This window comes from Streptomyces spinosus (genome assembly GCF_020400655.1).
GTDB lineage: Bacteria > Actinomycetota > Actinomycetes > Streptomycetales > Streptomycetaceae > Streptomyces > Streptomyces argyrophylli.
The window spans coordinates 76498-89119 of sequence record NZ_JAINRC010000014.1 but is presented as its reverse complement, the minus strand read 5'-3'; the positions used below and the strand labels follow the sequence as shown (position 1 = coordinate 89119).

The 12622-nt window shown below is 69.7% G+C and carries 12 protein-coding genes; 1 reads left to right on the top strand and 11 read right to left on the bottom strand.

Translation table 11 applies throughout. From position 1 onward, the window contains the following. Nucleotide 1: 1 nt before the first annotated feature. The 11 genes from nuoK to LG395_RS26185 are packed head-to-tail and all read right to left on the bottom strand — an operon-like array spanning nt 2 to nt 10938. On the bottom strand, nt 2-301 hold the full coding sequence (gene nuoK / locus LG395_RS26235; protein WP_030641022.1) for an NADH-quinone oxidoreductase subunit NuoK: 300 nt from the start codon (nt 299-301) through the stop codon (nt 2-4). Then, nucleotides 298-1143, bottom strand: coding sequence for an NADH-quinone oxidoreductase subunit J (locus tag LG395_RS26230; protein ID WP_225811463.1), 846 nt, complete (start codon nt 1141-1143; stop codon nt 298-300). Before LG395_RS26230 ends, nuoK begins: the two co-directional genes overlap by 4 nt. Further along, entirely contained in the window at nt 1140-1790 is a 651-nt protein-coding gene (gene nuoI / locus LG395_RS26225) for an NADH-quinone oxidoreductase subunit NuoI (RefSeq protein WP_171153798.1), read from the bottom strand. The genes LG395_RS26230 and nuoI overlap by 4 nt, the downstream gene beginning before the upstream one ends. Beyond that, complete coding sequence (gene nuoH / locus LG395_RS26220; RefSeq protein ID WP_225811462.1) at nt 1783-3150, bottom strand: NADH-quinone oxidoreductase subunit NuoH; 1368 nt, start codon at nt 3148-3150, stop codon at nt 1783-1785. The genes nuoI and nuoH overlap by 8 nt, the downstream gene beginning before the upstream one ends. Continuing rightward, nucleotides 3147-5675 (bottom strand): NADH-quinone oxidoreductase subunit G, encoded by a 2529-nt coding sequence (locus tag LG395_RS26215; RefSeq protein ID WP_225811461.1) that lies wholly within the window; start codon nt 5673-5675, stop codon nt 3147-3149. The genes nuoH and LG395_RS26215 overlap by 4 nt, the downstream gene beginning before the upstream one ends. Next, nucleotides 5672-7018: an NADH-quinone oxidoreductase subunit NuoF gene (gene nuoF, locus LG395_RS26210; RefSeq protein WP_263983026.1), complete on the bottom strand. Its 1347-nt coding sequence runs from the start codon at nt 7016-7018 to the stop codon at nt 5672-5674. The genes LG395_RS26215 and nuoF overlap by 4 nt, the downstream gene beginning before the upstream one ends. Further along, complete coding sequence (nuoE, locus tag LG395_RS26205) at nt 7018-7884, bottom strand: NADH-quinone oxidoreductase subunit NuoE (RefSeq protein ID WP_171153805.1); 867 nt, start codon at nt 7882-7884, stop codon at nt 7018-7020. The genes nuoF and nuoE overlap by 1 nt, the downstream gene beginning before the upstream one ends. Then, nucleotides 7881-9221: an NADH-quinone oxidoreductase subunit D gene (locus LG395_RS26200; protein ID WP_171153807.1), complete on the bottom strand. Its 1341-nt coding sequence runs from the start codon at nt 9219-9221 to the stop codon at nt 7881-7883. The genes nuoE and LG395_RS26200 overlap by 4 nt, the downstream gene beginning before the upstream one ends. Beyond that, nucleotides 9218-10012, bottom strand: coding sequence for an NADH-quinone oxidoreductase subunit C (locus tag LG395_RS26195; RefSeq protein ID WP_372463469.1), 795 nt, complete (start codon nt 10010-10012; stop codon nt 9218-9220). Before LG395_RS26195 ends, LG395_RS26200 begins: the two co-directional genes overlap by 4 nt. Beyond that, nucleotides 10009-10563, bottom strand: coding sequence for a NuoB/complex I 20 kDa subunit family protein (locus LG395_RS26190; protein WP_007383964.1), 555 nt, complete (start codon nt 10561-10563; stop codon nt 10009-10011). Before LG395_RS26190 ends, LG395_RS26195 begins: the two co-directional genes overlap by 4 nt. A gap of 15 nt (nt 10564-10578) precedes the next feature. Next, on the bottom strand, nt 10579-10938 hold the full coding sequence (locus LG395_RS26185; protein ID WP_003992243.1) for an NADH-quinone oxidoreductase subunit A: 360 nt from the start codon (nt 10936-10938) through the stop codon (nt 10579-10581). Nucleotides 10939-11680: 742 nt separating this feature from the next. Here LG395_RS26185 and LG395_RS26180 point away from each other — a divergent pair. Further along, on the top strand, nt 11681-12517 hold the full coding sequence (locus LG395_RS26180) for a C40 family peptidase (protein WP_225811459.1): 837 nt from the start codon (nt 11681-11683) through the stop codon (nt 12515-12517). The last annotated feature ends 105 nt before the right edge of the window (nt 12518-12622 follow it).

The window sequence follows — 12622 nt, the reverse complement described above, 5'->3', positions numbered from 1 at the left end:
CTTACAGCTTCATCAGGCTGGCGTCGTCGACCGAGGCCGAGTGGCGGGCGCGGAACAGCGACACGATGATCGCCAGGCCCACCACGACCTCCGCCGCGGCGACGACCATCGTGAAGAAGGCGATGATCTGGCCGTCGAGGTTGCCGTGCATCCGGGAGAAGGTGACGAACGCGAGGTTGCAGGCGTTCAGCATCAGCTCGATGCACATGAAGACCACGATGGCGTTGCGCCGGATCAGGACGCCGGTCGCGCCGATCGTGAACAACAGGGCGGCGAGGTAGAGGTAGTTGACCGGGTTCACTTCGACGCCTCCTCGGACCGCTTGAACGTCTCCGGCTCGATCGCCCGGCGCTCCAGGCGCTCCTCCGCGCGCTGCTCCAGCGCCCGCAGCTCCCTCAGCGCCTCCGCGGACACGTCACGGATCTGCCCGCGTTCGCGCAGCGTCTTGTTGACGGTCAGCTCGGACGGGGTGCCGTCGGGCAGCAGACCCGCGATGTCCACGGCGTTGTGCCGGGCGTAGACACCCGGGGCGGGCAGCGGCGGGAGGTGCTTGCCCTCGCGGACGCGCTGTTCGGACAGCTCGCGCTGCGTCTTGGCGCGCTCGGTGCGCTCCCGGTGGGTGAGCACCATGGCGCCGACCGCGGCCGTGATGAGCAGCGCGCCGGTGATCTCGAAGGCGAAGACGTACTTGGTGAAGAGGAGGGACGCCAGCCCCTCCACGTTGCCGTTCGCGTTCGCCCGGCCGGCACCGTCGAACTCCTTCAGGGAGGCGTTGCCGATGCCGGCGAACAGCAGGACGCCGAAGCCGACCCCGCACAGAAGGGCCAGCCAGCGCTGGCCCTTGATGGTCTCCTTCAGGGAGTCCGCGGCCGTGACGCCGACGAGCATCACCACGAACAGGAACAGCATCATGATCGCGCCGGTGTAGACGACGACCTGCACGATCCCGAGGAAGTAGGCGCCGTTGGCGAGGTAGAACACCGCCAGGACGATCATCGTCCCGGCGAGGCAGAGCGCGCTGTGCACGGCCTTCCGCATGAAGACGGTGCACAGGGCGCCGATCACCGCGACCGTGCCGAGGACCCAGAACTGGAACGCCTCACCGGCGGAGGTGGTGTAGGCGGCGAGGTGCTGCGCGGTCATCGGCCGATCACCTTCTCCGAGGCCGGCTCGTCCTCGCCGAAGGTGGAGGCGGCCTCCTGCGGGACCTCGCCCTTGGAGACGGCCACCTGGCGGACCGTACCGGGCGCGGCCTGCGTCACCAGGCCGCGGTAGTAGTCCTGTTCGTCCGTCCCCGGGAAGATGGCGTGCGGCGTGTCGACCATGCCCTCCTCGAGACCGGCGAGCAGCTGCTCCTTGGTGTAGATGAGGTTGGCGCGGCTGGAGTCGGCCAGTTCGAACTCGTTCGTCATCGTCAGCGCGCGCGTGGGACACGCCTCGATGCACAGCCCGCACAGGATGCAGCGGGCGTAGTTGATCTGGTAGACGCGGCCGTACCGCTCGCCCGGCGAGTAGCGCTCCTCGTCGGTGTTGTCGGCGCCCTCCACGTAGATGGCGTCGGCGGGGCAGGCCCACGCGCACAGCTCGCAGCCGACGCACTTCTCCAGGCCGTCCGGATGGCGGTTGAGCTGGTGCCGTCCGTGGAACCGCGGAGCCGTGGTCTTCTTCTGCTCCGGGTACTGCTCGGTCAGCCGCTTCTTGAACATGGCCTTGAAGGTCACGCCGAAGCCGGCCACGGGATTCTGGAAACCGGGCTTGTTCTGCCCGGACTCCTGAGGCTCCTCAGCCATCGGACGCCTCCTTTCCATCCGAAGATCCGTCACTGACAGTGTCAGTCCCACCACTGACAATCAGCTCCCGCTCGCCCCAGCGGGGGCGGCGCCGCGGCACCGCGGGCATCTCCTGCCCGGGCAGCGGCGGCACCGGGAACCCGCCCGCCATCGGGTCGAACGCCGGCTGCCGGCCGGCGGGCTCCTCGGCCGGGCCGCCCTTGTCGCGGAACATGTCCGCGACGAAGGAGATCAGCAGCAGGGCGAGGACACCGCCGCCCACGTAGAGGGCGATGTCGGCGAAGTCGTAGTTCTCGTTGCGCAGGGCGCGGACGGTCGCGACCAGCATCAGCCAGGTCACCGAGACCGGGATGAGCACCTTCCAGCCGAGCTTCATCAGCTGGTCGTAACGCACGCGCGGGAGCGTGCCGCGCAGCCAGATGAAGAAGAACAGCAGCAGCTGCACCTTGATGACGAACCAGAGCAGCGGCCACCAGCCGTGGTTCGCGCCCTCCCAGAAGGAGCTGACCGGCCAGGGGGCGCGCCAGCCGCCGAGGAACAGGGTGGTCGAGACGGCCGAGACCGTCACCATGTTCACGTACTCGGCGAGCATGAACATCGCGAACTTGATCGACGAGTACTCGGTGTTGAAGCCGCCGACCAGGTCGCCCTCGGACTCCGGCATGTCGAACGGGGCGCGGTTGGTCTCGCCGACCATCGTGACGATGTACAGGATGAAGGAGACCGGCAGCAGCAGGATGTACCAGCGGTCGTGCTGCTGCTCCACGATCGTGGACGTCGACATCGACCCCGAGTAGAGGAACACGGAGGCGAACGCGGCGCCCATGGCGATCTCGTACGAGATCATCTGCGCGCAGGAGCGCAGACCGCCGAGGAGCGGATAGGTGGAGCCGGAGCTCCAGCCCGCCAGCACGATGCCGTAGATGCCGACCGAGGCGACCGCGAGGATGTAGAGCATCGCGATCGGCAGGTCGGTGAGCTGCATCGCGGTGCGGTGGCCGAAGACCGAGATCTCGTTCCCGGCCGGTCCGAAGGGGATCACCGCGATCGCCATGAAGGCCGGGATGGCCGCGACGATCGGCGCGAGGACGTAGACCACCTTGTCCGCGCGCTTGACGATGAGGTCTTCCTTCAGCATCAGCTTCACGCCGTCGGCGAGCGACTGGAGCATGCCCCAGGGGCCGTGCCGGTTGGGGCCGATGCGCAGCTGCATCCAGGCGACGACCTTGCGTTCCCAGACGATGGAGAACAGGACGGTCACCATCAGGAACGCGAAGCAGAAGACCGCCTTGACGACGACCAGCCACCACGGGTCGCGGCCGAACATCGAGAGGTCTTCAGCGGCGAGGTACGGGCTCATGCCTCCACCTCCTTGGGGGCCTCTCCGGCGACTGCCGCGGGGCCGATGCGGACGAGGGAGCCGGGACGTGCCCCGGTGCCGGAGGCGACCCCGGCGCCGGCGGAGTTCAGCGGGAGCCACACCACCCGGTCGGGCATCTCGGTGATCTGCAGGGGCAGTCCCACCGTGCCGGCGGGGCCGGTGACGGTCAGGACCTCGCCTTCCGCGACGCCCGCCTCGGCGGCCGTCGCGGCGGACACGCGCGCGCGTGCGGCGTGCCGGGTTCCGGCGAGCGCCTCGTCGCCCTCCTGGAGGACGCCCTGGTCGAGCAGCAGCCGGTGCCCCGCGAGCACGGCCTCGCCGGCGGCCGGGCGGGGCAGCGCGTCCGCGCTCTCCATGGGTCCGGAGGCGCGGGGGCCGTCCCAGGAACCGAGCCGGTCGATCTCCGCGCGCGCGGCCCGGAGATCCGGCAGGCCCAGCCGCCGGCGCCCGTCGGCGCCCTCGGCACCGTCCATGGCGTCGGCGAGCATGTGCAGCACCCGGGTGTCGGTCGGCGCGAGCGGGCGGGTCATCTGATCGGGCTTGAGCGCGGCCTCGAAGAGGCGTACGCGGCCTTCCCAGTTGAGGAAGGTGCCCGCCTTCTCGGCGACCGCGGCGACCGGCAGGACGACGTCGGCGTGGGCGGTGACCTCGCTGGGCCGCAGCTCCAGCGACACCAGGAAGCCGACGTTCTCCAGCGCCTCACGCGCGCGTGCCGGGTCGGGCAGGTCGGCGACCTCCACCCCGGCGACCAGGAGCGCCGAGAGTTCGCCGGTGGCGGCGGCCTCGACGATCTGGTGGGTGTCGCGGCCGTAGCGCGCCGGGAGTTCGGCGACGCCCCAGGCCGCCGCGACCTCCTCCCGCGCGCGCGGGTCGGTCGCCGGGCGGCCGCCCGGCAGCAGCGAGGGCAGCGCGCCCACCTCGACGGCGCCGCGTTCGCCGGCCCGACGCGGGATCCACACCAGTTCGGCGCCGGTCGCGGTGGCGGCGCGCAGCGCGGCGGTGAGTCCGCCCGCGACACCGGCCAGCCGCTCTCCCACGACGATGACGGCACCCTCGGCGCGCAGGGCCTCGGCGGCGAGCGTGCCGGGCTCCTCCAGGCCGACGCCGCTCGCGAGCGCGTCCAGCCACTCCGTCTCGGTGCCCGGGGCGGCCGGCAGCAGCGTGCCGCCCGCCTTCTCAAGGCCCCGGGTGGCGTGCGTGGCCAGCGAGAACACCCGCTGCTTGCGCTTGCGCCAGGCCTTGCGCAGCCGCAGGAAGACGCCGGGTGCCTCCTCCTCCGACTCGAAGCCGACCAGCAGGACGGCGGGCGCCTTCTCCAGGGAGGTGTAGGTGACACCGGTGCCGTCGAGGTCCCGGCCGTGGCCGGCCACCCGGGCGGCCAGGAAGTCGGCCTCCTCGCCGCTGTGCACGCGCGCGCGGAAGTCGATGTCGTTGGTGTCGAGCGCCACGCGCGCGAACTTGCTGTACGCGTAGGCGTCCTCGACGGTCAGCCGGCCGCCGATGAGGACGCCGGCCCGGGAGCGGGCGGCGCCCAGGCCCCGTGCCGCCGCCTCCAGCGCCTCGGGCCAGGAGGCGGGCTCCAGGACACCGTCGGCGTTGCGCACCAGCGGCGTGTCGAGGCGGTCCTTCACCTGCGCGTACCGGAACGCGAAGCGTCCCTTGTCGCAGATCCACTCCTCGTTGACCTCGGGGTCGTAGGCGGCGAGCCGCCGCATGACCTTGCCGCGCCGGTGGTCGGTGCGGGTGGCGCAGCCGCCGGAGCAGTGCTCGCACACCGACGGGGAGGAGACGAGGTCGAAGGGGCGCGAGCGGAACCGGTAGGCGGCCGAGGTGAGCGCGCCGACCGGGCAGATCTGGATGGTGTTGCCGGAGAAGTACGACTCGAACGGGTCGCCCTCGCCGGTGCCGACCTGCTGCAGCGCGCCCCGCTCGACCAGCTCGATCATGGGGTCGCCCGCGATCTGGTTGGAGAAGCGGGTGCAGCGGGCGCACAGCACGCACCGCTCGCGGTCGAGCAGCACCTGGGTGGAGATCGGCACGGGCTTCTCGTAGGTCCGCTTCTTGCCGTCGAAGCGGGACTCGGCGTTGCCGTGCGACATCGCCTGGTTCTGCAGCGGGCACTCGCCGCCCTTGTCGCAGACCGGGCAGTCCAGCGGGTGGTTGATGAGCAGCAGCTCCATCACGCCGTGCTGGGCCTTCTCGGCGACCGGCGAGGTCAGCTGGGTCTTCACGACCATGCCGTCCGTGCAGGTGATCGTGCAGGACGCCATCGGCTTGCGCTGGCCCTCGACCTCCACGATGCACTGGCGGCAGGCGCCGGCCGGGTCGAGGAGGGGGTGGTCGCAGAAGCGGGGGATCTCGATGCCGAGCTGCTCGGCGGCCCGGATGACCAGGGTGCCCTTGGGCACGCTGATCTCGATGCCGTCGATCGTCAGCGTGACGAGGTCCTCCGGCGGGACCGCCGCCTCTCCCCCACCCGCGGGAGCACTGGTGGTCACGGTCATGCGTTCACCTCCGGGCGGTCCGCCCAGGCCGTCGACTTGGCCGGGTCGAAGGGGCAGCCCCGGCCCGTGATGTGCTGCTCGTACTCCTCGCGGAAGTACTTCAGCGAGGAGAAGATCGGGGACGCGGCGCCGTCGCCGAGGGCGCAGAAGGACTTGCCGTTGATGTTGTCGGCGATGTCGGCGAGCTTGTCGAGGTCGGACATCACGCCCTTGCCTGCCTCGATGTCCCGCAGCAACTGCACCAGCCAGTACGTCCCTTCGCGGCAGGGTGTGCACTTGCCGCAGGACTCGTGGGCGTAGAACTCGGTCCAGCGGGTCACCGCCCGCACCACGCAGGTCGTCTCGTCGAAGCACTGCAGCGCCTTGGTGCCGAGCATGGAGCCGGCGGCGCCGACGCCCTCGTAGTCGAGGGGGACGTCGAGGTGCTCGTCGGTGAACATCGGTGTGGAGGAGCCGCCCGGTGTCCAGAACTTCAGGCGGTGGCCCGGCCGCATGCCGCCGCTCATGTCGAGGAGCTGGCGCAGCGTGACGCCGAGCGGGGCCTCGTACTGGCCGGGGCTCGCGACGTGGCCGCTGAGCGAGTAGAGCGTGAAGCCCGGGGACTTCTCGCTGCCCATCGACCTGAACCAGTCCTTGCCGTTTTTCAGGATGGCGGGAACCGACGCGATCGACTCGACGTTGTTCACCACAGTGGGACAGGCGTAGAGGCCTTCCACCGCAGGGAAGGGGGGACGCAGCCGCGGTTGACCACGGCGGCCTTCGAGCGAGTCGAGCAGCGCGGTCTCCTCACCGCAGATGTACGCGCCGGCGCCGGCGTGCACGGTGAGGGTCAGGTCGAGTCCGCTGCCCAGGATGTTCTCGCCGAGGTAGCCCGCCGCGTAGGCCTCGCGCACGGCCTCGTGCAACCGCCGCAGGACGGGGACGACTTCACCCCGCAGATAGATGAAGGCGTGCGACGACCTGATGGCGTAGCACGCGATCACGATGCCCTCGATGAGGCTGTGCGGGTTCGCGAAGAGGAGCGGGATGTCCTTGCAGGTGCCCGGTTCCGACTCGTCGGCGTTGACAACCAGATAGTGCGGCTTCCCATCGCCCTGGGGGATGAACTGCCACTTCATCCCGGTCGGGAATCCCGCGCCGCCGCGGCCTCGCAGCCCGGAGTCCTTGACGTACGCGATCAGGTCGTCCGGCGACATGGCGAGGGCCTTGCGGAGCCCCTCGTACCCCTCGTGCCTGCGGTAGACGTCCAGAGTCCAGGACCGGTCCTCGTCCCAGAAGGCCGACAGCACGGGTGCGAGCAGCTTCTCGGGGCTCGGGTCCTTGACCTCGGATACCACGGTCATCACTCCCCCTCCTTCGCGGTGGGCCCCGCGGGGTGGGCAGGGTCGGAGGCCGATGTGTCCTGTGGCGCGTCGTGGGAGCTGAGGTGCTCGGCCGGCGACGGCTCGTGCACCCGGTCCTGCGGTTCCTCGTGCGGACCTCCGCGCGGATGGACCACCCGCGCGGGTGCGGTCTCCCCCTTGGCCAGGCGGAGACCCACCAGCGACGCGGGTCCCGCACTGCCGCCTTCCTCGACGGCCCCGGGCCGCTCGTCGGGGAAGCCGGCCAGGATCCGCGCGGTCTCCTTGAAGGTGCACAGGCGCGCCCCGCGCGTGGGCTGGACGGGGCGTCCCGCCCGCAGGTCGTCGACGAGGTGCTTGGCGCTCGCCGGGGTCTGGTTGTCGAAGAACTCCCAGTTGACCATCACGACCGGGGCGTAGTCGCAGGCCGCGTTGCACTCGATGTGCTCCAGGGTGACCTTGCCGTCGTCGGTGGTCTCGCCGTTGCCGACGCCCAGGTGTTCCTGGAGGGTCTCGAAGATCGCGTCACCGCCCATGACCGCGCACAGCGTGTTGGTGCAGACGCCGACCTGGTAGTCACCGGAGGGCTTGCGCCGGTACATCGTGTAGAAGGTGGCGACGGCGGTGACCTCGGCCGTGGTCAGCCCCAGCATCTCCGCGCAGAACCGCATGCCGGTGCGCGTGACGTGGCCCTCCTCCGACTGCACGAGGTGGAGCAGCGGCAGCAGGGCGGAGCGGGAGTCCGGGTAGCGCGCGATCACTTCGCGCGCGTCCGCCTCCAGCCGGGCCCGGACGTCGTCCGGGTAGGCGGGCGCGGGCAGTTCGGGCATGCCCAGGCTGACGCCCCGCTCGGAAGAAGAGGTGGTCACCGGTCGACGCCTCCCATCACGGGGTCGATGGACGCGACGGCGACGATGACGTCGGCGACCTGGCCGCCCTCGCACATCGCCGCCATGGCCTGAAGGTTGGTGAAGGACGGGTCGCGGAAGTGGACCCGGTAGGGGCGGGTGCCGCCGTCGGAGACCGCGTGCACCCCGAGTTCGCCCTTGGGTGACTCCACGGCCGCGTACGCCTGTCCCGGCGGGACCCGGAAGCCCTCGGTGACCAGCTTGAAGTGGTGGATCAGGGCCTCCATGGAGGTACCCATGATCTTCTTGATGTGGTCGAGGGAGTTGCCGAGTCCGTCCGGTCCCAGGGCGAGCTGGGCGGGCCAGGCGATCTTCTTGTCGGCGACCATGACCGGGCCGGGCTGGAGCCGGTCCAGGCACTGCTCGACGATCCCGAGCGACTGGCGCATCTCCTCCAGGCGGATGAGGAAGCGGCCGTAGGCGTCGCAGGTGTCGGCGGTCGGGACGTCGAAGTCGTACGTCTCGTATCCGCAGTACGGCTGGGCCTTGCGCAGGTCGTGCGGCAGGCCGGTGGCGCGCAGGATCGGGCCGGTCGCGCCGAGGGCCATGCAGCCGGCCAGGTCGAGGTAGCCGACGTCCTGCATGCGGGCCTTGAAGATGGGGTTCCCGGTGGCGAGCTTGTCGTACTCCGGGAGGTTCTTCTTCATCTTCTTCACGAACTCGCGGATCTGGTCCACCGCGCCGGGCGGCAGGTCCTGGGCGAGTCCGCCGGGCCGGATGTACGCGTGGTTCATGCGCAGGCCGGTGACCAGCTCGTAGATGTCGAGAATCATTTCACGATCACGGAATCCGTAGATCATGATCGTGGTGGCGCCCAGCTCCATGCCGCCGGTGGCGATGCACACCAGGTGGGAGGAGAGCCGGTTCAGCTCCATCAGGAGCACCCGGATGATCTTGGCGCGCTCGGTGATCTGGTCCTCGATGCCGAGGAGCTTCTCGACGGCGAGGCAGTAGGCGGTCTCGTTGAAGAAGGACGTCAGGTAGTCCATGCGCGTCACGAACGTGGTGCCCTGCGTCCACGTGCGGTACTCGAGGTTCTTCTCGATGCCGGTGTGGAGGTAGCCGATGCCGCAGCGGGCCTCGGTGACCGTCTCGCCCTCGATCTCCAGGATCAGGCGGAGCACCCCGTGGGTGGACGGGTGCTGGGGACCCATGTTGACGACGATGCGCTCGTCGTCGGCGCGGGCCGCGGACTGGACGACCTCGTCCCAGTCGCCACCGGTGACCGTGTAGACGGTGCCCTCGGTGGTCTCGCGTGCGGACGCGGCCGACGCGGCGGATGCTGACTGCGTGCTCACGAGTACGACCTCCGCTGGTCCGGAGCCGGGATCTGGGCGCCCTTGTACTCGACGGGGATGCCGCCGAGGGGGTAGTCCTTGCGCTGCGGGTGGCCCTGCCAGTCGTCCGGCATCATGATCCGCGTCAGGGCCGGGTGACCTTCGAAGACGATGCCGAAGAAGTCGTAGGTCTCGCGCTCGTGCCAGTCGTTCGTCGGGTAGACGGAGACCAGCGACGGGATGCGCGGGTCACCGTCGGGCGCGCTGACTTCGAGGCGGATCAGCCGGTTGTGGGTGATCGAGCGCAGGTGGTAGACGGCGTGCAGCTCGCGGCCCTTGTCGTTCGGGTAGTGGACGCCGCTGACGCCGGTGCACAGCTCGAAACGCAGGGCCGGGTCGTCGCGCAGGGTGCGGGCGACGCGGACCAGGTGCTCGCGTTCGATGTGGAAGGTCAGCTCGCCGCGGTCGACGACCGTCTTCTCGATGGCGTTCCCCGGCAGGAGTCCCTGTTCCTCCAGGGCGCCCTCCAGCTCGTCGGCGACCTCGTCGAACCAGCCGCCGTAGGGGCGGGTGGCCGGTCCCGGGAGCCGGACCGAGCGGACCAGGCCCCCGTAGCCGGAGGTGTCGCCGCCGTTCTCGGCGCCGAACATGCCGCGCTGCACGCGGATCTCCTCGCCTCCCTGGCCGCGCTGGCCGGGGAGGTTGGAGGCGGAGAGGTCCTTCTCGGGGTTCACCCCGTTCGCGGAGCCGTTCACCCCGTTCGCGGGACCGTTCGCCCCGTGGTTCCCCTGGGTGCCGTTCGCGTCGCTCACCGCAGCAGCCCCTTCATCTCGATCGTGGGCAGGGCCTTGAGCGCCGCCTCCTCCGCCTCGCGGGCCGCCTCCTCGGCGTTCACGCCGAGCTTGGAGGACTGGATCTTCTGGTGGAGCTTGAGGATCGCGTCCATCAGCATCTCGGGGCGGGGCGGGCAGCCCGGCAGGTAGATGTCGACCGGGACGATGTGGTCGACGCCCTGGACGATCGCGTAGTTGTTGAACATGCCGCCGGAGGAGGCGCAGACGCCCATGGAGATCACCCACTTGGGGTTGGGCATCTGGTCGTAGACCTGCCTCAGGACGGGCGCCATCTTCTGGCTGACCCGGCCGGCGACGATCATCAGGTCCGCCTGGCGCGGTGAGCCGCGGAAGACCTCCATGCCGAAGCGGGCCAGGTCGTAGCGGCCCGCGCCCGTGGTCATCATCTCGATGGCACAGCAGGCGAGGCCGAAGGTGGCCGGGAAGACGGACGCCTTGCGCACCCAGCCCGCGGCCTGCTCGACGGTGGTCAGCAGGAAGCCGCTCGGCAGCTTTTCTTCGAGTCCCATGTCGTTAAAGGCCCCTCAGTCCCATTCCAGGCCGCCGCGCCGCCATACGTACGCGTACGCGACGAAGACGGTGAGCACGAAGAGCAGCATCTCCACGAGCCCGAAGATCCCCAGGGCGTCGAAGGTGACGGCCCAGGGGTAGAGGAAGACGATCTCGATGTCGAAGACGATGAAGAGCATCGCCGTCAGGTAGTACTTGATGGGGAAGCGCCCGCCGCCGGCCGGCGTGGGGGTCGGCTCGATGCCGCACTCGTAGGCTTCGAGTTTCGCGCGGTTGTACCGCTTCGGACCGATCAGCGTGGCCATGACCACGGAGAAGATCGCAAAGCCTGCCCCGAGGGCTCCCAGTACGAGGATGGGCGCATACGCGTTCACCGCTCCTCGCTCCTCTCAGTCGGCACTGACTGCTGGCGGTTGCACTGGGCTCACATCCGCCTCACCGGTCTCACGAACCCCGCTCGCCCCGGCGAAGATCGCGAACATGTGAAGCAGGTCACAAGCCCAACTGCCTCGCATCTTATGCCTGCCGCTCTGTGATCTGCGACACGGGGTATTGCACAAGCTTTGTGATCTCCACCACCTGACGAAGGATCATGAAGTCGGATGATGAGTGATCTTCATACGCGAAGCGTTCAGTTGATCACCAGAAGTGACAATCTCGCACGTCATCGCAGGCCGGAGGGTGCGTCTCCATATCAAGAGAGTTCCGATGCATGCAAATTGGCGGTGGACGGGATGGCCTGATAGTGGGGCTCGTTCACACCTCGGAGGGAAGCCGGGGCGGGATGTGGACGGGGTCGGGGTGCGTGCACGCGTTCACGAGCCGAGCGGGCGTCGGACGCCGCCGTTCCGGTAATCGTTCCGTGACGTCCGCCACATTCATGAGAGGCGTCTGAGAACCGGGCTTGGCCAACGAACCCAACCAGTGGTAAGCGGTGGGCAATTCGGACTTAATGATCAAAGACCGTGATCAAGGGCTTGATCACGGGCGTCCACAATGTCCGTTACGGCGTCAATAAAGAGCGACACGCCCGGGTTTCCAGGTCTCGATTGAACAACTGTGGCGCAGCACACGTTTCTTGAAGATATGAAGGAGCCCCTGGTACCGGTTGTTCCCATGTCCCACACCGCTCACATACGCAGCCACCGGAAACCCCGCCGCAGCGCGTCGACCCTCGCGATGCGGGCCGGAGTTGCCGGTGGCGTCCTCGGCACCCTGGCAGTCGCCGGGGCGTCCGGCTCGGCGAACGCTGCCGAGCCGGTGACGCAGACCCTCGAACTGCCCACCCTGACGGCCGACCTGGCCGCTCAGGCGGCCCAGTCCGCGGACGCCACCGAGCAGGCCGCGGCGAACTACCAGCTGCAGGCCGAGCGTGACGCGGCTGCCGCAAAGGCCGCGAAGCAGGCCAAGGCGGACCTCGCCGACGCCAAGAAGAAGGCGGCGGAGGCCAAGAAGAAGGCCCAGGAGGCCGCCCGCAAGGAGGCCGCCGCCCGCGCCTCCCGCACCGCGGAGCGGACCACGCTCTCCACCACGGCGGACGCCGGCTCCACCACCGTGTCCACCAGCACCAGCACCAGCACCGGCACCTCCACGGCCACCGGTTCGGCCGCGGCCGTCATCAGCTTCGTCAAGGCGCAGGTCGGCAAGGCGTACGTCTCCGGCGCCACCGGCCCCTCCGCCTACGACTGCTCCGGCCTGGTGCAGACGGCCTTCAAGCAGGTCGGCATCAGCCTGCCGCGCGTCTCCCAGGACCAGTCGACGGCCGGCACCCAGGTCTCGCTGAGCAACCTCCAGCCGGGCGACATCCTGTACTGGGGCGGCGCGGGCTCCGCGTACCACGTCGCGGTGTACGTCGGCGACGGCATGTTCGTGGGCGCGCAGAACCCCTCCACCGGTGTCGTGGAGCGCCCGCTGTCGTACGACCCGCCCACCGGCGCCGTGCGGGTGCTCTGAGCGCACCCCGCACCTCTCGCACGCGTAGGGCCGCTGCCTCCCGGAGGCAGCGGCCCTTGCGGCGTACCCGGAGCGCCGTGCGCCGCCCCTGACGCGCCTCGCCCG

What these genes read in the sequence shown, in the direction of transcription:
- nuoF (WP_263983026.1), bottom strand. Translation starts at nt 7,018, where the DNA reads ATGACCGTGGTATCCGAGGTCAAGGACCCGAGCCCCGAGAAGCTGCTC.
- LG395_RS26180 (WP_225811459.1), top strand. Translation starts at nt 11,681, where the DNA reads ATGTCCCACACCGCTCACATACGCAGCCACCGGAAACCCCGCCGCAGC.
- nuoI (WP_171153798.1), bottom strand. Translation starts at nt 1,790, where the DNA reads ATGGCTGAGGAGCCTCAGGAGTCCGGGCAGAACAAGCCCGGTTTCCAG.
- LG395_RS26190 (WP_007383964.1), bottom strand. Translation starts at nt 10,563, where the DNA reads ATGGGACTCGAAGAAAAGCTGCCGAGCGGCTTCCTGCTGACCACCGTC.
- LG395_RS26215 (WP_225811461.1), bottom strand. Translation starts at nt 5,675, where the DNA reads ATGACCGTGACCACCAGTGCTCCCGCGGGTGGGGGAGAGGCGGCGGTC.
- nuoH (WP_225811462.1), bottom strand. Translation starts at nt 3,150, where the DNA reads ATGAGCCCGTACCTCGCCGCTGAAGACCTCTCGATGTTCGGCCGCGAC.
- LG395_RS26230 (WP_225811463.1), bottom strand. Translation starts at nt 1,143, where the DNA reads ATGACCGCGCAGCACCTCGCCGCCTACACCACCTCCGCCGGTGAGGCG.